Origin of the sequence: Agromyces mariniharenae, assembly GCF_008122505.1 — a bacterium.
In the GTDB taxonomy this organism is placed as follows: Bacteria; Actinomycetota; Actinomycetes; order Actinomycetales; family Microbacteriaceae; genus Agromyces; species Agromyces mariniharenae.
In genome coordinates, this window is the sequence record NZ_VSSB01000001.1 from 2,002,849 (window position 1) to 2,023,016 (window position 20,168).

Consider the following 20,168-nt stretch of genomic DNA (forward strand, 5'->3'; position numbering starts at 1 on the left):
CGGAAGGGGAGGGCGTTCGTCAGGGGCGGACAGGCGACCGCGATCGGCGAGGCGCGAGGGTGCTCGTCAGGCGGTGACCCAGATGGAGGCCGCCGCGTCGCGGGCGATGGCGCGCGTGTACCCGGCGACGGCCACGGCGACGGATGCCGCGTCGGCCGCGTCGACGGCGAGCTCGCTGCCCGGGCCGACGCCGGCCTCCTCGAGTTCGCGCAGCATTGCGGGGTCGCGGTCGCTGATGCGGATGACCCGGCCGGTGTGGCCCACGGGCGCCTCGTCGAGCCGCACGGCCGGCTCGGAGACGAGCGTGCCGTCGGCGGCCGGGATCGCGTCGCCGTGCGGATCGCGCACGGGGCGCCCGAGGCGGACGTCGATCGCCTCGAGCAGCCGGTCGGAGATCGCATGCTCGAGCACCTCGGCCTCGTCGTGCACCTCGTCCCAGCCGTAGCCCATCTCCTGCACGAGCCAGGTCTCGATGAGCCGGTGCCGTCGCACGACCGCGAGCGCGCGTGCCAGCCCGGCATCCGTCAGCCGCACCGCGCCGTAGGGCACGTGCGACACGAGCCCGGCCGCGGCCATCTTCTTCACCATCTCGGTGACCGACGACGGCGCCACCCCGAGCCGGTCGGCGAGCACCTTCGGCGTGATGGGGTCGGGCTGCCACTCGGTGTGGGCGTACACCGTCTTGAGGTAGTCCTCGATCGCGGGGCTGGTCGCTGGCATCGGCCTCAGGATAGCCCGGCCACGGCCCGCGATTCGTGTCACTCGTCCGACTGGGGCTTGACCGCCCCTCGTCGGGGGGATAGTTTCGATCCCGCACGGAAAGCGCTATCCCAGCCCCGGGTCACCAGCCCAGAGAAGGATTCGACGATGAATCTCGGACACCATCCGTTCCGCGCAGCGCTGGCGGTCGCCGCCGCCGGCTGCCTGATCGCCGGCGTCGCGCAGCCCGCGACCGCCGCTCCGCCCGACTCCGTGCCGGCGGGCGTCCCGCAGCTCGAGGCCCTCGACCGGGGCCTCGTCGCGGTGTCGACCGCCCAGGGCGTGTTCCTCAGCTGGCGCCTCCTCGCCTCCGAGGCGACCGGCGCCACCGACACCGGCCTCGCCGGTCCCGACTTCGCCGTCTACCGCGACGGCGAGAAGCTCGCGACGGTCACCGACAGCACCGACTACGCGGATGCCGCGGGCACCGCCACCGCGGAGTACACCGTCGCCCCCGTGGTGAACGGCATCGAGCTCGCGGCATCCGCCCCCGTGACCGCCTGGGCGCAGGGCTACTACGACCTGCCGCTGCAGAAGCCCGCCGACGGCGTCACCCCCAAGGGCGAGGCGTACACGTACTCGGCCAACGACGTGTCGGTCGGCGACGTCGACGGCGACGGGCAGTACGAGTTCGTCGTGAAGTGGGACCCCTCGAACTCGAAGGACGTCTCGCAACGCGGCTACACCGGCCCGGTCTACCTCGACACGTACGAGCTCGACGGCACGCTGCTGAACCGGCTCGACCTCGGCGTGAACATCCGCGCCGGCGCGCACTACACGCAGTTCCTCGTCTACGACTTCGACGGCGACGGCCGCTCGGAGACCATGCTGAAGACGGCGCCGGGCACGAAGTCGATCCGCTACGAGGCCGACGGATCGGTCGCGAGCGAGGCCTTCGTCACGATGCCGGAGGAGGACGTCGAGGCGGGCTACGCGCACACCGACGACTACCGGCTCAGCGCCGCCGGCTACCAGGACCACCTCGCCGACGTGTTCCAGGGCTGGAGCGATCGCCCCGAGGTCGTGTCGGGCCAGTGGCCCGCGACGCTCGAGGAGGCGTGGGGGGTGCCCGTGACGCACGAGTACCCGCTCTCGCAGGAGAGCGCGGAGGAGCTCGCGGACTACTTCATCGACGTCTACGCGCCGAGCCGCAGCGTCAACAACCGCCTGCGCGAGTTCGAGGGCTTCATCGTCGACGGGCCCGAGTACCTCACCGTCTTCGACAGCGCGACGGGCGAGGAGCTGCAGACCATCCCCTACAAGCCCGGCCGCGGCGACGACGGCCTGCTCTGGGGCGACTACGCGATGGCCCGGATCGAGCCCGGCAACCGCGTCGACCGGTTCCTCTCGGGCGTGGGCTACTTCGACGGGCGGCACCCCACGGCGGTGTTCGCGCGCGGCTATTACACGCGCACGACCGTCACCACGTACGACTGGGACGGCAAGCACCTGAAGGAGCACTGGTACGTCGACAGCGGCCACGTGCCCATGACGAACCCGTTCAACGACTCGCCCCACGGGCGCGACGGCACGAACCCCGAGTACGCGACGATCACCACGCAGGGCGACCACTCGCTGAGCCTGGCCGACGTCGACGGCGACGGGAAGCACGAGCTCGTCTACGGCTCGGCGACGATCGACGACGACGGCAGCCTGCTCTACAGCTCCTTCGGCGTGCTGCCCGCAGGCAGCGCGGCGCCCGGCCAGAACGCCCGCCTCGGGCACGGCGACGCCATGCACGTCGCCGACATCGACCCGGCGCGTCCGGGCCTCGAGATCTGGACCGTGCACGAGGGTGCGACGTCGGCGCCGTACGGCTCCGCGATGCGGGATGCCGCGACGGGCGAGGTGCTCTTCGGCGAGTACTCCGGTCGCGACACCGGCCGTGGCATGATCGGCGACATCCTGCCCGAGGTGCCCGGCATCGAGAACTGGGGCATGCGGCTGCGCGCCGCCGACGGCACCGTGATCCCGGGCGGCTCGCCGGGCACGAACATGTCGATCCGCTGGTCGCCCGACCTCACCACGCAGGTCGTGAACGGCAGCGGCAACCAGACGACGACGATCGACGACTGGAAGCGCGGCCGCGTGCTCACCGCCACGGACACGCGCACGAACAACGGCACGAAGGGCAACCCCTCGCTCGTCGCCGACGTGTTCGGCGACTGGCGCGAGGAGCTGCTCGTGCGCACGGCGGACTCGAGCGCGCTGCGGATCTACACGTCGACCGAGGTCACGACGCACAAGCTGACGACGCTCATGCACGACGTGCAGTACCGCGCCGAGACCGCACGCCAGCAGACCACCTACAACCAGCCGGCGTACACGTCGTATTACTTCGCGAGCGACCTCGACTGGTCGAAGGTGCCGGTGCTCACCACGCCGGCCACGCCGGGCGAGCCGACCTTCAAGGATCGCCCCGGCACGGCCCGCGACGAGGTGCAGGTGCCGACGAACGTCGCCGGCATCACGTACTACGTGAACGGCGAGGAGGTCACGTCGGCGAACGGCAAGGTCCGCGTCACCGGCGAGGCCGACGTGGTGGCCGTCCCCACCGCCTGGTACTCCATCGCCGAGGGTGCCGCCTCGCAGTGGAGCGCCGACTTCGACGACTGACGTCGTCGGAGCATCCGGGTGACGGATGCGCCGGTTCCCCCTCCGGCCGCATCCGTCGTCCGGCCCAGACGACCGCCCCGGGTTCCGCAATTCCGTGCCGGCACCCGGGGCGGTCCCTCGCGTCGCGGCGATGTGGGCGTTGCCGCGACGACCGCGGGGCGCTACGCCCCCGTGAACACCAGCCAGAGCAGCACGGCGTTGAGCGTGATGAGGAAGACGGATGCCGCGATACCGGCCGCCGTCGTCGCCCAGTGGTTGCGCCACCGTCCGAGCACGCCCGCCTTGGCGGTGAGCGCCACGAGCGGCACGAGCGCGAACGGGATGCCGAACGAGAGCACGACCTGGCTGAGCACGAGCGAGAGCGTCGGGTCGAAGCCGAGCCAGAGGATCGCGAGCGCCGGGATGAGCGTGACGAGCCGGCGGAGGATGAGCGGCACCCGCACGCGGAGCAGGCCGTACATGATCTCGGCGCCGGCGTAGGCGCCCACCGAGGTCGACGCCAGGCCCGAGGCGAGGAGCCCGACCGCGAACAGCGTGGCGATGGCCGGGCCGAGCGCGACCCCGAGCGCGTCGTAGGCGCCCTCGAGCGTGTCGGTGCCCTCGACGCCTGCGAGGTTCACGGCGGCGAGCAGCAGGATGCAGAGGTTGACGGTCCCCGCGATCGCCATGGCGATGGAGACGTCCCACCGCGTCGCCCGCAGCAGCCGGTTCGTCGGCACGGCCGTCGCGGTGCCGGGCAGGAGCTCGGGCGTGGCATCCGTGCCGCGGCGGATGCCGAAGCCGTGCCACGGACCGCCTGCGCGACCGCCGACCTGCTCGCCGCGGTGGGTCGCGAAGCGGTCGCGACTGAGCGCCGAGTGCGCGTAGATGGCATGCGGCATGATCGTCGCGCCGAGGATCGACGCCGCGAGCAGCACCGAGGTGGCGCCCTCGAAGCGCGGCACGAGGCCCGAGAGGATGCCGCCGGCGCTCGGCGGCGCGATGAAGACGCCGACCGTGAAGCCGATCGCGATGATCACGAGCAGGCCCATGATCACGAACTCGAACGTGCGCGGACCACGACGCGACTGCAGCACGAGCAGCACGATCGACACCGTGCCCGTGATGAGGCCGCCCCAGATGAGCGGGATGCCGAACAGCAGGTTGAGGGCGACCGCACCGCCGATGACCTCGGCGAGGTCGGTGGCCATGGCGACCAGCTCGGCCTGCAGCCAGTACGCGCGTCGACCCCAGCGGTTGCGGATGCGGCCGCCGAGCACCTCGGGGAGGCTCCTTCCGGTGACGATGCCGAGCTTCGCCGACAGGTACTGGATGAGCCACGCCATCACGTTGCCGAGCACGACGACCCAGACGAGCAGGTAGCCGTACTGGGCGCCGGCGGTCATGTTGCTGGCGACGTTGCCGGGGTCGAGGTAGGCCACGCCCGCCACGAGGGCGGGCCCGATCAGCCACGCGAGGCGCGGGATGGTCGGCCGCACCGGCGCATGGGCCGTCTGCGATGCGGCGGACTCGGGGGCCGGTGCGGGTGGCGCGGCATCGAGCCCGGCGGCGGTCGGGTGGGTCTCGATCGGGGGCCGCGTCGCTGCGGCATCCGTAGATTTCGGCATACCGAAAGATTACATGGATTTCGGCATACCGAAACCCTGCCGCGCCGTGTTGCGCCGCCGTCGTGCCCGCGCGGGTAGCGTTGCAGCGTGAGCCACGAGACCGACGCGCCCGCCGCCCCTGCGGACGGCGATGCGCCCGAGGCGGAAGCGGTGCGCGACGAGTCGCACGGTGCCGCCCACGACGAGCCGACCGTGCCGCAGGGCGTCGGCCCGTGGCCGGGCGGTCGCGACGCGTGGCCCGACGACCCGCGGCTCGACCCCGACCTGCTCGAGCACGGCGATCGGCGCAACGTCGTCGACCGCTACCGGTACTGGCGCCTCGACGCGATCGTCGCCGACCTCGACACGCGGCGGCATCCGTTCCACGTCGCGATCGAGAACTGGCAGCACGACCTCAACATCGGCTCGATCGTGCGCACCGCCAACGCGTTCGCCGCCGAGACGGTGCACATCATCGGCCGCCGTCGCTGGAACAAGCGCGGCGCGATGGTCACCGATCGCTACCAGCACCTCGCGTACCATCCGGATGTCGCCGACTTCGTCGCGTGGGCACGCGACCAGGGGCTGCCGATCATCGCGGTCGACAACGTCGAGGGGTCGGTGCCGGTCGACGACGTCGAGCTGCCCGAGCGCTGCGTGCTGCTCTTCGGCCAGGAAGGTCCGGGGCTGAGCGCCGAGGCGCTCGCCGCTGCCGATCTCGTCGTCGAGATCACGCAGTACGGCTCGACCCGGTCGATCAACGCGAGCGCGGCGGCCGCGATCGTCATGCACGAGTGGGTGCGCCGGCACGCTCGGCGCTGAATCAGTCGGCGACGGTCGCGCAGGCCGCGACGGCGCTCGGCTCCCGCACCTCGGCCGCCCCGACGACGGTCGGCTCCACGGATGCCGCGACCGTCGCGGCATCCGCCCGCGCCCGCCGACGCGCCGACCGGATCACGAGCAGCCCCGCCACGACGATCACCACGACGACGATCGCCGTGCCGCCGAACAGCGCGAGCGGTCCGCCGGATTCGTAGGCGATGCCCGAGAGGGCGGCCGCGATCGTCGCCATGAGCAGGCCGAACGCGCGCATGAGCCCCTGCGAGGCGCCGGCACGCGCGGCAGGCACGGCCTGCGCCATCGCGGCTGCGGCGCCGATGAACGCGAGCGCCTGCCCGCTCGACTCGACGAAGCCGACGCCCGTGGCGACCCAGGGATCGCCGATGACGCCGTAGAGGGCGACGATCGGCACGAGCACGACGGCTCCGCGCACGAACGCCGAGACGCCGCCGCGGCGGTCGGCCAGTCGCCCCGCCCAGCCGGCGACGAGCGCGAACGGCACCGCGAACAGCGTGTAGCTCAGCGCCGTGAGCCACTCGCTCGCGCCGATGTCGGCCATGAATCGCGGCCAGATGCCGTCGTACGCACCGGTCGGCACCATGACGGCGCCGTAGAGCAGCAGCACGCCGACCACCATCGGCGACCGCAGCAGGTCGAAGCTCACGCGCGGCGGCCGGGCCGCAGGGTCCACGGATGCCGCGGCGGAACCGCCCCCGGCTGCACGCGCCCCGGCGGCTCCCGCCGCCTGGCCCGCCGCCGCGGCATCCGGGTCGGTGCGCTCGCGGAACGCGAGCAGGACCGGGGCGACGCCGAAGACCACCACGACGCCCGACCACGCCAGGATCGTCGACGGCGACGCGAACGCGATCGCGAGGCCCGAGGCGAGCGGGCCGAGCGCGATGCCGGCGAGCTCGGCGGCCCCGAGGCGCCCGAGGGCCTCGCCGGCCCGCGCTGGGTCGGCGCGCACGAGCAACGCGCTCGCCGCGGCCATGAAGACGCCCATGCCGAGTCCGCCGAGCGCGCGGCCCCCCACGAGCTGCCAGGTCTCGGTCGCGAGCGCCGAGCCGACGAGGGCCGCGGTCATGAGCACGACGCCGGCGACGCCCATGGTGCGGGCGCGGCCGCGGTCGGCGAACGGCGCGACGAGGAGCTCGGCGGCGAGGGAGGCCGCGAACCCCGCCGCGGCGACGAAGCCGATGTCGGCGGTGGAGATGCCGAGCTGCGACTGCAGCGCGGGCAGCAGGGGGAAGATGACCATGGCGCCCGAGGACATGAGCACGGTCGCGGCCACGACGCCGGCCGTGAGGCGGCGGCGGTGACGATCGATCGCATCGAGCGCGGGACCCCTTCTTGTCCACATGGATAACACGATACCAGTCGTTGTCCGCGTGGACAAGAGGGGTAGCATGGAGGCATGGCGAACCGGCTCGATCCCGCAGCGCGGCGGGAACAGATCCTCGCCGCGACGCTCCGCCTCGTGGCGCGCGACGGCTTCGCACGCGTCACGCTGCGCGACGTCGCGGCCGAGGTCGGCGTGGTGCACGGCCTCATCCGGCACTACTTCGCCACCCGCGAGCAGCTCGTCGCGGCGGCCTTCGACGCCGCAGTGCTCGCCGAGCTCGAGGGCGACGAGGAGGTCGCCGAGCGCGTCGAGCCCGTGGAGGCGCTCGCCGACTGGCTCACCTCGACGCCTCGCGAGCACTACTTCGTCTGGATCGACGCCTGGAGCGAGGCCCCGCGCAACCCCGAGCTGCACGCGTCGCTCATGCGCCACCACCGCGACTGCGAGCGGCGGCTCGCCCGCATCATCGAGCGCCTCGACGAGGCCGGTCTCGGGCGCAGCGACGATCCCGCGGGCGACGCGCGCATGCTCACGGCGCTCGTCGACGGCATGGCCGTGCAGCACCACGCCATCGGCCTGGTCACGCGCGCCGAGGCCGACCACGTCGTCTACACCGCGGCCGAGGGGCGGCTCGGGCTCGCCCCGGGCACGCTCGAGCGGTCGCGCCCGACGGCCGTGCGCGGCCAGTGGGCCGTGAGCGACAGCGCCTGAGCCGCGCCGGTGCGGTCAGGGCGCGCTGCCCACGACCGCGCCGCGTGTCGGATGCCGCGGCGCCCCGCCGCGCACGAGACTTGAGCCGATGCCCGTCGTCGACAATGCGATCTACCGGGGCGGCCGCCGGGTCGCCACGCCGGCGTCCCTCGCCGAGACCTTCGAGACCCGCGAGGCGCACGGCGGCTTCGCCTGGATCGGCCTCTACCGGCCGCTCGACGCCGAGATCGACGCGCTGGCGAGCGAGTTCGGGCTGCACCCGCTCTCGGTCGAGGACGCGAAGAAGGGCCACCAGCGCGCGAAGCTGGAGCGCTACGGCGACACCCTCTTCGTCGTGCTCCGTCCGGCGCGCTACCTCGACGACGTCGAGCAGGTGGAGTTCGGCGAGCTGCACGTGTTCATCGGCCCCGACTTCGCCATCACGATCCGGCACGCGGAGTCTCCCGACCTCGCGCGCGTGCGACGTCGCCTCGAGGGCAACCCCGAACTGCTCGCGAAGGGCCCCGAGGCCGTGCTCTACGCCGTGCTCGACGAGGTCGTCGACGAGTACGTGCCGGTCGACCTGGGGCTCGAGAACGACATCGACGAGATCGAGGAGCAGCTCTTCTCCGGAGACCCCGAGGTGACCCGGCGCATCTACGACCTCGCGAGCGAGGTCATGGAGTTCCAGCGCGCGACGCGTCCGCTCGTCGGCATGTTCGACGCGCTCGAGCGCGGCTTCGAGAAGTACGGGGTCGACCTCGAGCTGCAGCGGTACCTTCGCGACGTGAAGGACCACGTCATCCGCATCGTCGAGCACGGCGACGGATTCCGCCAGTTGCTGCAGAACGCGCTGCAGGTGCACTCCGCGCTCGTCGCGCAGCGGCAGAACGAGGAGATCCGCGTGCTCTCCGAGACGGCGCTCGCGCAGAGCGAGCAGACGAAGAAGATCTCGAGCTGGGCCGCCATCATCTTCGCGCCGAGCCTCATCGCAGCGGTCTACGGCATGAACTTCGCGTACATGCCCGAGCTCGACTGGCCGTGGGGGTACCCGTTCGCGGTCGCGCTCATGCTCGGCTTCGCCGCCGGCCTCTACGCCGTCTTCAAGCGCCGCGGCTGGCTCTGATCGAATTGCGTCGGTCCGGCGGGTAGCGTGGGGACATGACCGAGATCACCGACGATCTGCCCGCCCGACTCCTGCACGAGGAGCACGCCGGATGGAAGGCCATCCTCGAAGGGCATGGCGGCGAGCACTACCAGCGCGCGATGACGCGCGACGGCCTCATGGTGGTGGAGGGGGCGGTGCTCGGTCGCGACGAGGTGCGCGCGGCGTTCCGCAGCGCCCCGCCGTGGGAGTCGTACGAGCTGCACGAGCCCGCCGTCATCCGCCTCGGCGACCACGCCGGCGTGCTGGTGTACCGCGCGGTCGCGCGACGCGGCGACGAGACGGCCGACCTGCGCATGTCGACGACCTACCTCTACGACGACGGCGCCTGGCGCGTCGCCGCGCACCAGCAGACGCCGGCCTGAGACCTACCCGATCAGGCTCGGCTGCAGGTCGCGCAGCGTGCGGTGGTGCGTCATCCGCGTCACGCCGAGCGCTGCGAACACCAGCCCGCCCGCGAGCCACGCGAGCAGCACGATCGCATCGGCGCCGGCCCGCGACAGGTCGCCGCCGTACATGGACTGCCGCATGGCGTCGACCACGTCGCCCATGGGCAGCACGTGGTGCAGCGCGGTGAGCGGCGCGGGCAGCGTCTGCCACGGGAACGTGCCGCCCGCCGTGACGAGCTGCAGCACCATGAGCACGAGCCCGAGGAACTGCCCGACCGACCCGAGCCACACGTTGAGCGCGAGGATGATCGCCGCGTACGTCGCCGACGCGAGCACCATGACGCCGAGCGTGCCGACCGGGTTCGCCATGTGGAACCCGAGCGTGACGGCGAGCACGACGAACAGCCCGATCATCTGCACGGCCCCGAGGATGCCGGGCGTCAGCCACCCGGCGAAGGTCACGCGGATCGGCGAGTGCAGCGCCGTGACCGCGCGCCGCGAGATCGGCTTCACGATGAGGAACAGCGCGTAGATGCCGATCCAGCCCGCGAGCGCGGCGAAGAACGGCGCGAGCCCGGCGCCGTAGCTGCCGGCCTGCGTCACCGGGCTCGTCTCGAGGGCGATCGGGTCGGCGATGGTCGACGCCTGGGCGTCGCGCGTGGCCTGGTCGGAATCGGGGATCGCGTCGACGCCGTCGGCGAGCCCGTCGCGCAGCGTGCCCGCGCCGTCGCCGAGAGCACCGAGCCCGTCGCCGAGCGTGTCGATCCCGTCGCGCAGCGCGTTCGAGCCCGCCGCCACCTCGGCCGCGCCGTCGGCCGCGGTGCGCGTGGCCGCCGCGAGGGACGCCGAGCCGTCGGCGACCTGCGCGCTGCCCGCGGCGAGCCGGTCGACCTGCCCGACGACCTCCTGCACGCGGTCGTTGCCGGCGGCGAGGTCAGCGCCGAGCGGGTCGAGGCGCGCGAGCACGTCGTCGATCGTGGCCTGGTCGACGCCGGCCGCGGCGAGCCGGGCCGCGACGTCGTCGCGCACCTGGGGCAGTGCGGCCGTCGCCTCGTCGACGGCGGCCCCGACGCGATCGGCGGATGCCGCGAGCTGCGCGTTCCCGTCGGCGACCTGCTGCGCGCCCGCTGCCAGCTGTGCCGAGCCGTCGGCGAGCTGCGCGGTGCCCTCGGCGAGCTGCGTGCTCCCGTCGGCGAGGCGGGACGCCCCGTCGGAGAGCCGTCCCGCGCCGTCGACGGCCTGAGCGGCGCCGTCGGCCAGGCGGGCGGCGCCGTCGGCGGCGTCGGAGAGGTTGCTGCGGATGGTCGCGATCGAGTCGAGCAGCGTCGAGGCGGCCTCGCGTCCGACCTGCTGGGCGATCACGGCGCGGATCCGCTCCACCGCCTGCTTCCCGATCGTGCCGGCCAGGTAGCTGGTGGCGTCGTTCGTGGACAGCACGATCTCGGCCCGCCGCGGGGCATCCGTGCCGACCGAGGCGAGCGAGTCGGAGAAGTCGGCCGGGATGGTGATGGCGAAGTCGTACGTGGACTCGTCGAGCCCGGTCGTCGCCTGCTCGGCCGAGACCCGGTGCCAGTCGAAGGCGCCGTCGGCGAGCAGCTCGTCGGCGACCTCGTCGCCGACGTTGCGCGCCGGTGCGTCGTCGGCGGCCGGAGTCCCCTCGTCCTCGACGACGAGCGCCACGGGCACCTCGGGGAACTTCGCGTACGGGTCCTGGTTCGCCCAGAGGTACAGCCCGCCGTAGAGCACGGGCACGGCGACGAGCGCGAGCAGCGCGATGACCGACATGCGCGTCGACGTGAGCCGCCTGAGCTCGGCGGCGATCATCTGGGGCACCTTCACGCGAGGCCCCCTTCGGCGATGGCCGCGTGCTCCGCGACCTCGTCGACGTCCATGGCCTGCATGCGCTCGATCATCGCGGCGGCGCCGATCGCGGCGGCCGACGCGTCGCCGGCGATGACGAGCACCGCGAAGCCGCGATCGGCGAGGCGCTTGGCGAGCTCCCACCACTCGAGCGGGTCCCCGCCGTGGCGGTCGGGGGAGACGAGCACGAGTCCCTCGATGTCGTCGCGGAGGATTGCGAGTTCGGTGAGCAGGCGCAGGCGCACGATGGGGTCCACGTTCGCGATCGGGATCCGCGCGACGTCGCGCAGACCGAACTTGTCGAGCCGGCGGGCGACCGAGACGGGGTTCGAGGGGACGCCGGCGAACATGAGCTCCTCGGCGGCGACGCCGGCGACGGTCACGTTCGGCGCGGGATCGGAGACGTCGGGCGCGTCGACGAGGGCGATCGCGCGGCGGATCGCGGCGGCATCCGCTCGCCCGTCGATGGTCACGGTGCCGGTGTCGGGTCGCATGCGGCCCGAGGCGAGCAGGCCCAGCACGGTCGGGCGCTGCTCGGTCTCGGCGCGTGCCAGCGTTGCGCGGCCCGACTCGTAGCCGATGGTGGTCGCAGGCAGCGCCTCGGTGCGGCGTCCCTTGCCGACGCCGCGCAGGTCGATCCTCATGCCGTGGGATCCCCCGACGCGACCGCCGGCGCAGCGAGCGCGGGCGCGGTGTCGATGAGCTCGGCGCTGTCCTGCCACGAGAGTCCGGCGGTGCCGAGCACGGCGAGCATCACGAGGCGGCGGCCCTCGGCGTCGTCGATGCCGGTGACGGCCGCCTCGAGCAGCACGGCGATGGCGGCCGACTCGACGAGGCGGGCGAGCACGTCGGGCCGGATGTCGGGACGCACGGTGCCGTCGGCGATGCCGCGCTCGACGAGGGCGCGCAGGCGATCGCGCACGGGTGCCAGGGCCTCGGCGGCATGCGCGGAATACGGCTCGCGCACGGCCATGCCGGCGAGGACGCGCACGTGCTCGACGGCGCCCCAGAGTCGAGCGCCGAGCAGCGCGATCGCGGTGGGGGCGTGCGGGTCGTCGGTGTCGGCGGCGATCGCGTTCAGTCGGGCGGCGCCCACGTCGATGACGGCGACGACGAGCTCGTCGCGGTTGGCGAAGTGCCCGTAGAAGGCGCGGCGGGTGAGGCCGGCGGCGCTCGTGATGCGCTCGAGTGGGGCGTCGGATGCCTCGGCGAGCGCGTCGGCGGCGGCGGCCAGGAGGGCTTCGCGGTTGGCCGTGGCGTCTCGACGAGGGCGACGGCCCGCGTCGATGTCGGACGGCATACGACCATGCTACGAACTTGCACACTCATGTGCAAGTTCGTAGCACATCCTCACAGGCGCGCGATGCCCGTGCCGATGATGACCACGCCGATGAGCAGCAGGATGACCGCGGCCACCTGCCCGCTGTTGCGGTCGAGCCACTCGCGGGCCCGCAGGAGGCGGGGCTCCATCCGGCGGTGGTCGACCAGGGTGGCGATGATCGGCACCGCGACCGTCGACGCGGAGACCAGGGTGTAGATCCCGATCAGGATCGCCGCCTGCGTGGCCGTCACGCCGTCGCCGCGGAGTGCGAGGCCGGCGGCGACGGCGAGCAGCAGGGCCTTGGGGCGCACGTTGAGCAGCAGCGCCAGGCCGAACGACCCCCATGGGCCGAGCCTGCTGACCCCCTCGAGCCACTTCGGCGCCGCAGTGGACGGATTCCGCCGCGCCCGCACCCAGGCGACGACGGCGATCACGACGAGCGCCAGGCCGACGAGGATCTCGGCGGTGCCCACGGCCGTGTCGGGCCGCCGCGACGATCGCGGCGTCGGGATGGCCTGCGCGAACAGCGTGCAGAGCGTGACCACCACGGCGAGTCCGAGCACGAAGCCGATGAGGAAGGGCACGGCCGACCGGGACCGGTTCGGTGACAGCAGGATCAGGATGGTCGCCATGATCGGCACCGAGCTGATCGCGACGGCGATCGCGATCGGCAGCACGTGCCAGGTCGCCTGCAGCATCCGTCTCCCCCGTGCGAGTCCGCGATCCGCCTACTGCAGCGCAGAGGTCAGGCGCGCGACGCCGTCGAGGAACGTCGCCGTCGCGGGTTCCCGCTCCCACTCCTCCAGCGTGAGCTCGCGGCCCAGGGCTCGGTACTCGGCCTCCACCTCGCGCATGTCGGCCACGAACGAGCGTCCGCGCACGAGCAGCGAGATCTCGAAGTTCAGGTTGAACGAGCGGATGTCCATGTTGCTCGAGCCGATGACCGCGACGTCGTCGTCGATCGAGAGGTGCTTGGCGTGCAGGATGTACGGCCCGGGGTAGAGGAAGATCCGCACCCCCGCACGCAGGAGCGCGCCGTAGTACGAGCGCTGCGCGTGCCAGACCGAGCCCTGGTCGCCGATCTCCGACACGAACAGCTGCACCTCGAGCCCGCGCAGGCGCGCCGAGGTGATGGCGTACATCATCGCCTCGTCGGGCACGAAGTACGGGCTCGTGATGATCACCTGCTCCTGCGCGGCGTTCACCAGGCCGAGGAACAGGCGCAGGTTGTTCTCGAGCTCGTAGGCGGGACCGCTCGGCACGACCTGGCAGACGAGCGCGTCGGGCGAGGGATCGTCGGGCACGTCGGCCGCAGCGACGTGCTCGGTGGCGAGCAGGTTCTCGTCGGTCTCGGCATACCAGTCCGAGAGGAACACCGCGTTGATCGCCGTCACGGCGCTGCCGGTGATACGGGTCACGAGCTCCTGCCACTTGAGCCCCCGCTTGAGGTTCTTCGGCGAGTCGTAGCTGCGGTCGATGAGGTTCTGCGATCCCGTGTACGCGACCCGTCCGTCGACGACGACGAGCTTGCGGTGGTTGCGCAGGTCGGGCCGCTGGTAGTGGCCCTTGAACGGCTGCACGGGCAGCAGGTACCGCCAGATCACGCCGATCCGGTCGAGCTCCGCGACGGTCTCCTTGTGGATGGGCACCTTGGCCGAGGCGATGTGATCCATCAGGAGCCGCACCGTCACGCCGCGCTGCACCGCCCGCTCCATCGCCGCGAAGAACCCGCGAGTGGTGTCGTCGAACGCGACGATGAAGAACTCGACGTGCACGAACCGCTCGGCGAGGTCGAGGTCCGCGGCCATCCGGTCGATCGAGGCCTGGTAGTCGCCGATGAGCTCGGCCCGGTTGCCGCCGGTCGCGGGCAGCGCGCCGAGGCGGCGGTTCTGCTCCGAGATCGTGCGGAACCACGACGGCCAGGCCTCGGGGTCGGTGTCGAGGTCGACGCCCTCGGCGCGCTGCTCGATGATCGCGTTGATCTCCTTCTGCCGCGCCATCCGCTTCTTCGGCAGCTTCACGTTGCCGATGACGAGGAACAGGATGATGCCGACGAACGGGATGAGGAAGATCGCGAGCAGCCACGCCATCGCGGCGGTCGGCTTGCGGTCGCGCGGGATGATGATCAGCGCGGCGATCCGGATGGCGAGGTCGGCGAGGATCAGGATGCCGCCGAGGAGGTTCGCCAGCTCGGCGCTCAACGCCCGGCTCCCGACACGAAGGGTCCACCAGCAGTCATCGCGTCCTCCCCAGTCCGGTCGCGGAGCAGTTGACTGAGTATGGCATGGGCCTTTCGGGCTGGGGAGGCCCGTGTCCGCGGGCCGTGCGCGCGTCGGGGAGGCCTGTCGGCCTCCCCAACGCGCGACTCCCCGCTACTCGTACCGGAGCGCGTCGATCGGGTTCAGCCGCGCCGCACGGGCGGCGGGCAGCGAGCCCGCCACGAACGCGATGCCCATCACCAGGAGCACGATCGTGAGGATCGACACGGGGTCGAACGCGATGAGCGTCAGCCCGGGCAGGTCGGCGAGCAGCGTCGACGACAGCGCGCCGCCTGCGACGGTGCCCGCGAGCATCCCGACGCCGATGCCGACGAGGCTGCCGAGCAGCCCGATGTACGTCGCCTCCGAGCTGAACATCCCGAACACGCGGCCGCTGCCCATGCCCATCGCCTTCATGAGCCCGATCTCGCGCGTGCGCTCCTGCACCGACATGAAGAGCGTGTTCACGATGCCGAAGCTCGCGGCGAGCAGCGCGATGATCGCGAACGCGTTCAGCACGAGCACGATGCCGTCGATGACGGTCTTGAACGCGCCGAGCGTGTCGTCGACGGTCGTCGCCTGGAATCCGGCGTCCGCGAGGTCGGTGCGCAGCGCCTCGACCTGCTCGGGCGTGGAGGCGGGGTCGAACCGCACGGTCGCCGAGCCGTAGGACTCGGCCTGCCCCGCTGGCGCGCCGACCCCCTGCGCGGCGTAGAGCGCGTCGGTCAGCGCGGTGTTCGGCGAGGCGCTGCCGCCGGCGCCCCCGAGGCCCGCCTCCGAGACCCCGACCACGGTCGCCGTGATCGTCTGCTCGACGCCGTTGCCGTCGGTCAGCCCGAGCACGACCTCCTGGCCGAGCGCGGCCGCGTCGTCGGCGAATCCGAGCGGTTCGACGTAGTCCACGGGCACGACGACCTGCAGGGCATCGGATGCCGCGTCGGGCTGCTCCCCGGCCGCGAGCTGCACCTGCATGCCCGGGATGAACGAGCCCACGTCGATCCGGTACGCCGTGCCGTCGTCGTGCCGGATGTAGTCCACGTCGATCGCCTTCACCGGCTCGACGGAGACGACGCCGTCGATCGCGGCGAGCTCTTCGAGGTCGGACGCGGTGATCGGGTCGATCGACTGGCCCGACTGCGGGCCGGGGGCGGTGCGCTGCTGCGCCACCTGGTCGGCGACGTACTCCTGCGGGCCGTCGCCGGCGTCCTCCGCCGGGGCGTGCGTCACGGTCATGACATCGCCGGCGCCGATCTCCGCGACCGTCTGGTCGATGTACCGGTTGATGCCGGTGCCCAGGCCGGTCGTGATGGTGAGGGTGAACGCGCCGATGAAGATCGCGAGGATCGTCAGGATCGTGCGGGTCTTCGATCGGAACGTGTTGGAGATCGCGCTCGCGATCACGTCGGTCGTCTTCACGCGGCGAACACCTCCTCGACGGCGTCGGCGTGCTCCTCGACGAGGAGGCCGTCGCGCATGTGGATGCGCCGGTCGCAGCGGGCGGCGAGCTCCTCGTCGTGCGTGACGACGATGAGCGTGATGCCCTGCTCGCGGTTGAGGTCGAACAGGATGTCCTCGACGACCGCGCCGGTCGCCGAGTCGAGGTTGCCCGTCGGCTCGTCGGCGAAGATCACGCGGGGGTCGTTCACGAGCGCCCGGGCGATCACGACGCGCTGCTTCTGCCCGCCCGAGAGGTCGGAGGCCCGGTTGCGCGCCTTGTCGTCGAGCTCGAGCTGCGCCAGCGCGGCCATGCCGCGTCGCCGGCGTTCCGCGCGACCGACGCCCGCGATCTTCAGCGGGAGGATGACGTTCTCGAGCACGGTCGCGTTCGGCGTGAGGAAGAACTGCTGGAACACGAAGCCGAACGTGCGGTTGCGGGCGCGGTTGAGCTCCCGCCCCCGAAGGGTGCTCGCGTCGCGACCGGCGAGGCGCACGCTGCCCGACGTCGGCTGGTCGAGCAGGGCGAGCAGGTGCATGAGCGTCGACTTGCCGGAACCCGACTTGCCGACGATCGCGAGGGACTCGCCCTCGCGCACCTCGAAGCTCACCCCCTTGAGCGCGTCGAAGCGCGTCGCGCCTCGCCCGTAGGTCTTGTGCAGGTCGTCGACCTGCAGGATGGGGGTCGCCATGTCGAGTCCTCTCGGGGGTCCGGCGCGCACGTCGCGCACCGACCTCGAGTCTGGTCGGCGCCGGTGCTCCGCGCGTCCGCCCCAGGAGGTAACCTCGCGTACCGCCGTCGCAGTACGCGGCGTCGCGTCAGTCGGTGCCGAGGTCGAACGCCGCGGCCTCGTTCGCGGCATCCGTGGCGGCCTCGAGCTCGGTCTCGGCCTCGCCAGCGGCGATCTGCGCGGCCTGGCCGGAGGCGATCTCGCCCACGAGCTGCGCGGTCGCGCCGCCGACGATGCCGAGGTGCGCGTACTGCTCGAGGCGTGCGCGCGAATCGGCGATGTCGAGGTTGCGCATGGTGAGCTGGCCGATGCGGTCCTCGGGGCCGAACGCCTGGTCGCCGACGCGCTCCATCGAGAGCTTGTCGGGGTGGTAGCTCAGCGCCGGACCCTCGGTGTTGAGGATCGTGTAGTCGTCGCCGCGACGCAGGCGCAGCGTGACCTCACCGGTCACGGCCGAGCCCACCCAGCGCTGGATCGACTCGCGCAGCATGAGCGACTGCGGGTCGAGCCACCGGCCCTCGTACATCAGGCGGCCGAGGCGGCGGCCCTCCTGGTGGTAGTTCGCGATCGTGTCCTCGTTGTGGATCGCGTTGAGGAGGCGCTCGTAGGTGATGTGCAGTAGCGCCATGCCCGGCGCCTCGTAGATGCCGCGCGACTTCGCCTCGATGATGCGGTTCTCGATCTGGTCGCTCATGCCGAGCCCGTGGCGGCCGCCGATGCGGTTCGCCTCGAGCACGAGCTCGACCGGGTCGTCGAACTCGACGCCGTCGAGCGCGACCGGACGGCCCTGCTCGTAGCGCACGGTGACGTCCTCGGCGTCGATCACGACCGCGTCGTCCCAGAACCGCACGCCCATGATCGGCTCGACGAGCGTGATGCCCGCGTCGAGGTCCTCGAGCTTCTTCGCCTCGTGGGTGGCACCCCAGATGTTCGCGTCGGTGGAGTACGCCTTCTCGCCCGATGCCCGGTACGGCAGGTCGCGCTGCTGCATCCACTCGCTCATCTCGGCGCGGCCGCCGAGCTCGGTGACGAACGTCTGGTCGAGCCATGGCTTGTAGATGCGCAGGCGCGGGTTGGCCATGAGGCCGTAGCGGTAGAACCGCTCGATGTCGTTGCCCTTGTAGGTGGAGCCGTCGCCCCAGATGTCGACGCCGTCCTCCATCATCGCGCGCACGAGCAGCGTGCCCGTGACCGCTCGGCCCAGCGGCGTGGTGTTGAAGTACGTCTTGCCGCCGGAGCGGATGTGGAACGCGCCGCACTGCAGCGCGACGAGGCCCTCCTCGACGAGCGCGGTCTTCACGTCGACCAGGCGGCTGATCTCGGCCCCGTACTCGAGCGCACGACCGGGCACGGCCTCGACGTCGGGCTCGTCGGGCTGGCCGAGGTCGGCGGTGTAGGTGCAGGGGACCGCACCCTTCTCGCGCATCCACGCGACCGCCACGGAGGTGTCGAGGCCTCCCGAGAACGCGATGCCGACGCGCTCGCCGACGGGGAGGCTCGTGAGGACTTTGGACATGGCCTCCAGCCTACTTGCGCGAATCATCGCACGACGACGCGCACCGGTGTCAATGACCCCCGCTCGAGGGCCGGTATCCCATAGACTCGCGCCACCGGTCGCGCGGCTCCACCGATGCCGTCGCGCGTCGCATCCACTGGACGAGCCGGGTCGCCGCCTGACAGGGCGGCGACGCTTTTCGCACTGAACGGAGAAATGGATGAAGAACCGCAAGGTGATCGGCGTGGCATGTGCCGCCGCCCTCGCCGTCGGGCTCATCGGAACGGCCGCCGTCCCGGCGGCCGCAGCCGGACCCGACACCACCTACCTCGTGCTCGCGCCGCAGGGCAAGAGCACGGACAAGGCCGCAGCCCGCGTCGCCGCGGCCGGCGGCACCGTCGTCGCCGCCTACGACCAGATCGGCGTGCTCGTGGCGCGCTCGACGAACACGTCGTTCGAGACCGCCGTCGCGGGCGCGGGCGTCGAGTCCGTCGCGTCGACGAACGGGCTCGGCACGACGCTCATCGACGACGAGGTCGTCGAGGCCGCCGACGTGGCGTCGGTCGAGGCATCCGGCGACCCCACGGCGGAGCCGCGCTGGAGCGAGCAGTGGGACATGCAGCAGATCGACGTCGCCGAGGCGCACGCGATCACCACGGGTGACCCGTCGGTCGTCGTCGGCGTGCTCGACTCGGGCATCGACGCGAACCACCCCGACCTCGCGACCCAGGTCGCGAAGGACCAGAGCGCCTCGTGCCTCGGCGGCGTCGTCGACACGAGCCAGGCCGCGTGGAGCCCGACGAACTCGTCGCACGGCACCCACGTCGCGGGCACCATCGCCGCGGCGATCAACGGCGTCGGCATCGCGGGCGTCGCGCCCGGCGTGAAGGTCGCATCGGTGAAGGTCGTCAACGACGACGGCTTCATCTACCCCGAGGCCGCGATCTGCGGGTACCTCTGGGCCGCCGACCACGGCATGCCCGTCACGAACAACAGCTACTTCATCGACCCGTGGGAGTTCAACTGCGTGAACGACCCGCGCCAGCGCCCGGTCTGGCAGGCCGTGCAGCGCGCGCTGCGCTACTCGTCGGCGCAGGGCACCCTGACGGTGGCCTCGGCGGGCAACAGCAACGTCGACCTGCAGCACAAGTTCACCGACTCGGGCAGCCCGAACGACGGCAGCTCCCCCGTCGAGGACCGCACCATCAACGGAGCGTGCCGCGACCTGCCGGCCGAGGCGCCCGGCGTGGTGACGGTGTCGGCCGTCGGCCCGACCGAGCAGAAGAGCTACTACTCGTCGTACGGCCAGGGCGTCGTCGACGTGACGGCTCCCGGCGGTGACACGCGCTTCCGCACCGGCGGCGTTTCGTCCACGCTCACCGACGCGGTGCTCTCCACGATCCCCGGCGGCGGCTACGGCTGGTCGCAGGGCACCTCGATGGCCGGCCCGCACGCGGCCGGTGTCGCGGCGCTCGCGCTGTCGGCGCACCCGGGCATGAACCCCGGCCAGCTGGCGTCGTTCCTCGAGCGCACGGCGACGCCGATCGCCTGCCCCGACGGCGTGTACGAGCCGCGTCCCGGCTTCCCGGCCACGTGCACGGGCGGCGAGCGCAACGGGTTCTACGGCGCGGGCAACGTGAACGCCCTCAACGCCGTGCAGTGATCCGCTGACGCGCAGCGCG

The 20,168-nt window shown here is 72.2% G+C and carries 17 protein-coding genes; 6 read left to right on the forward strand and 11 right to left on the reverse strand.

Going from position 1 to position 20,168, the window contains the following annotated elements; translation table 11 throughout:
• Positions 1-66: 66 nt before the first annotated feature.
• Positions 67-720, reverse strand: coding sequence for a metal-dependent transcriptional regulator (locus FYC51_RS09235; protein ID WP_148733271.1), 654 nt, complete (start codon positions 718-720; stop codon positions 67-69).
• 147 nt (positions 721-867) lie between these two features.
• Here FYC51_RS09235 and FYC51_RS09240 point away from each other — a divergent pair, with 147 nt between their 5' ends.
• On the forward strand, positions 868-3,375 hold the full coding sequence (locus tag FYC51_RS09240) for a rhamnogalacturonan lyase (RefSeq protein ID WP_148733272.1): 2,508 nt from the start codon (positions 868-870) through the stop codon (positions 3,373-3,375).
• A gap of 161 nt (positions 3,376-3,536) precedes the next feature.
• Here FYC51_RS09240 and FYC51_RS09245 read toward each other — a convergent pair whose 3' ends face one another.
• The gene (locus FYC51_RS09245; protein WP_148733273.1) at positions 3,537-4,982 is read right to left on the reverse strand and encodes an Nramp family divalent metal transporter; all 1,446 of its coding nucleotides are present in this window, start codon (positions 4,980-4,982) and stop codon (positions 3,537-3,539) included.
• Positions 4,983-5,132: 150 nt separating this feature from the next.
• On the opposite strand from FYC51_RS09245, the gene FYC51_RS09250 reads away from it, so the two are divergent.
• A complete protein-coding gene (locus tag FYC51_RS09250; protein WP_148734220.1) occupies positions 5,133-5,783 on the forward strand; it encodes a TrmH family RNA methyltransferase in 651 nt (216 codons plus the stop codon).
• Position 5,784: 1 nt separating this feature from the next.
• On the opposite strand, the gene FYC51_RS09255 is transcribed toward FYC51_RS09250, so the two are convergent.
• Positions 5,785-7,161, reverse strand: coding sequence for an MFS transporter (locus FYC51_RS09255; protein ID WP_187432561.1), 1,377 nt, complete (start codon positions 7,159-7,161; stop codon positions 5,785-5,787).
• 54 nt (positions 7,162-7,215) lie between these two features.
• On the opposite strand from FYC51_RS09255, the gene FYC51_RS09260 reads away from it, so the two are divergent.
• The 3 genes from FYC51_RS09260 (at position 7,216) to FYC51_RS09270 (ending at position 9,363) form a co-directional block, all read left to right on the forward strand.
• A complete protein-coding gene (locus tag FYC51_RS09260) occupies positions 7,216-7,854 on the forward strand; it encodes a TetR/AcrR family transcriptional regulator (RefSeq protein ID WP_148733275.1) in 639 nt (212 codons plus the stop codon).
• Between the two features lie 88 nt (positions 7,855-7,942).
• On the forward strand, positions 7,943-8,959 hold the full coding sequence (locus FYC51_RS09265) for a magnesium and cobalt transport protein CorA (protein ID WP_148733276.1): 1,017 nt from the start codon (positions 7,943-7,945) through the stop codon (positions 8,957-8,959).
• 35 nt (positions 8,960-8,994) lie between these two features.
• Positions 8,995-9,363: a nuclear transport factor 2 family protein gene (locus tag FYC51_RS09270; RefSeq protein WP_148733277.1), complete on the forward strand. Its 369-nt coding sequence runs from the start codon at positions 8,995-8,997 to the stop codon at positions 9,361-9,363.
• A 3-nt stretch (positions 9,364-9,366) separates the two neighbouring features.
• Here FYC51_RS09270 and FYC51_RS09275 read toward each other — a convergent pair whose 3' ends face one another.
• From FYC51_RS09275 to argG, 8 genes are all read right to left on the reverse strand, one after another.
• A complete protein-coding gene (locus FYC51_RS09275) occupies positions 9,367-11,226 on the reverse strand; it encodes a YhgE/Pip family protein (RefSeq protein WP_148733278.1) in 1,860 nt (619 codons plus the stop codon).
• Positions 11,223-11,891: a hypothetical protein gene (locus FYC51_RS09280; protein ID WP_187432562.1), complete on the reverse strand. Its 669-nt coding sequence runs from the start codon at positions 11,889-11,891 to the stop codon at positions 11,223-11,225. The genes FYC51_RS09275 and FYC51_RS09280 overlap by 4 nt, the downstream gene beginning before the upstream one ends.
• Positions 11,888-12,547, reverse strand: coding sequence for a TetR/AcrR family transcriptional regulator (locus FYC51_RS09285; protein WP_148733279.1), 660 nt, complete (start codon positions 12,545-12,547; stop codon positions 11,888-11,890). Before FYC51_RS09285 ends, FYC51_RS09280 begins: the two co-directional genes overlap by 4 nt.
• 50 nt (positions 12,548-12,597) lie before the next feature.
• A complete protein-coding gene (locus FYC51_RS09290; RefSeq protein WP_148733280.1) occupies positions 12,598-13,266 on the reverse strand; it encodes a GAP family protein in 669 nt (222 codons plus the stop codon).
• 30 nt (positions 13,267-13,296) lie between these two features.
• Positions 13,297-14,769 (reverse strand): cardiolipin synthase, encoded by a 1,473-nt coding sequence (gene cls / locus FYC51_RS09295; protein WP_148733281.1) that lies wholly within the window; start codon positions 14,767-14,769, stop codon positions 13,297-13,299.
• Between the two features lie 171 nt (positions 14,770-14,940).
• The gene (locus FYC51_RS09300; protein ID WP_148733282.1) at positions 14,941-16,242 is read right to left on the reverse strand and encodes an ABC transporter permease; all 1,302 of its coding nucleotides are present in this window, start codon (positions 16,240-16,242) and stop codon (positions 14,941-14,943) included.
• Positions 16,239-16,952: an ABC transporter ATP-binding protein gene (locus FYC51_RS09305; protein ID WP_148733283.1), complete on the reverse strand. Its 714-nt coding sequence runs from the start codon at positions 16,950-16,952 to the stop codon at positions 16,239-16,241. Before FYC51_RS09305 ends, FYC51_RS09300 begins: the two co-directional genes overlap by 4 nt.
• Before the next feature lie 127 nt (positions 16,953-17,079).
• A complete protein-coding gene (gene argG / locus FYC51_RS09310; RefSeq protein ID WP_148733284.1) occupies positions 17,080-18,507 on the reverse strand; it encodes an argininosuccinate synthase in 1,428 nt (475 codons plus the stop codon).
• 199 nt (positions 18,508-18,706) lie between these two features.
• Between argG and FYC51_RS09315 the strand changes: the two genes are divergently transcribed.
• A complete protein-coding gene (locus FYC51_RS09315) occupies positions 18,707-20,149 on the forward strand; it encodes a S8 family peptidase (RefSeq protein WP_148733285.1) in 1,443 nt (480 codons plus the stop codon).
• Positions 20,150-20,168 lie beyond the last annotated feature (19 nt).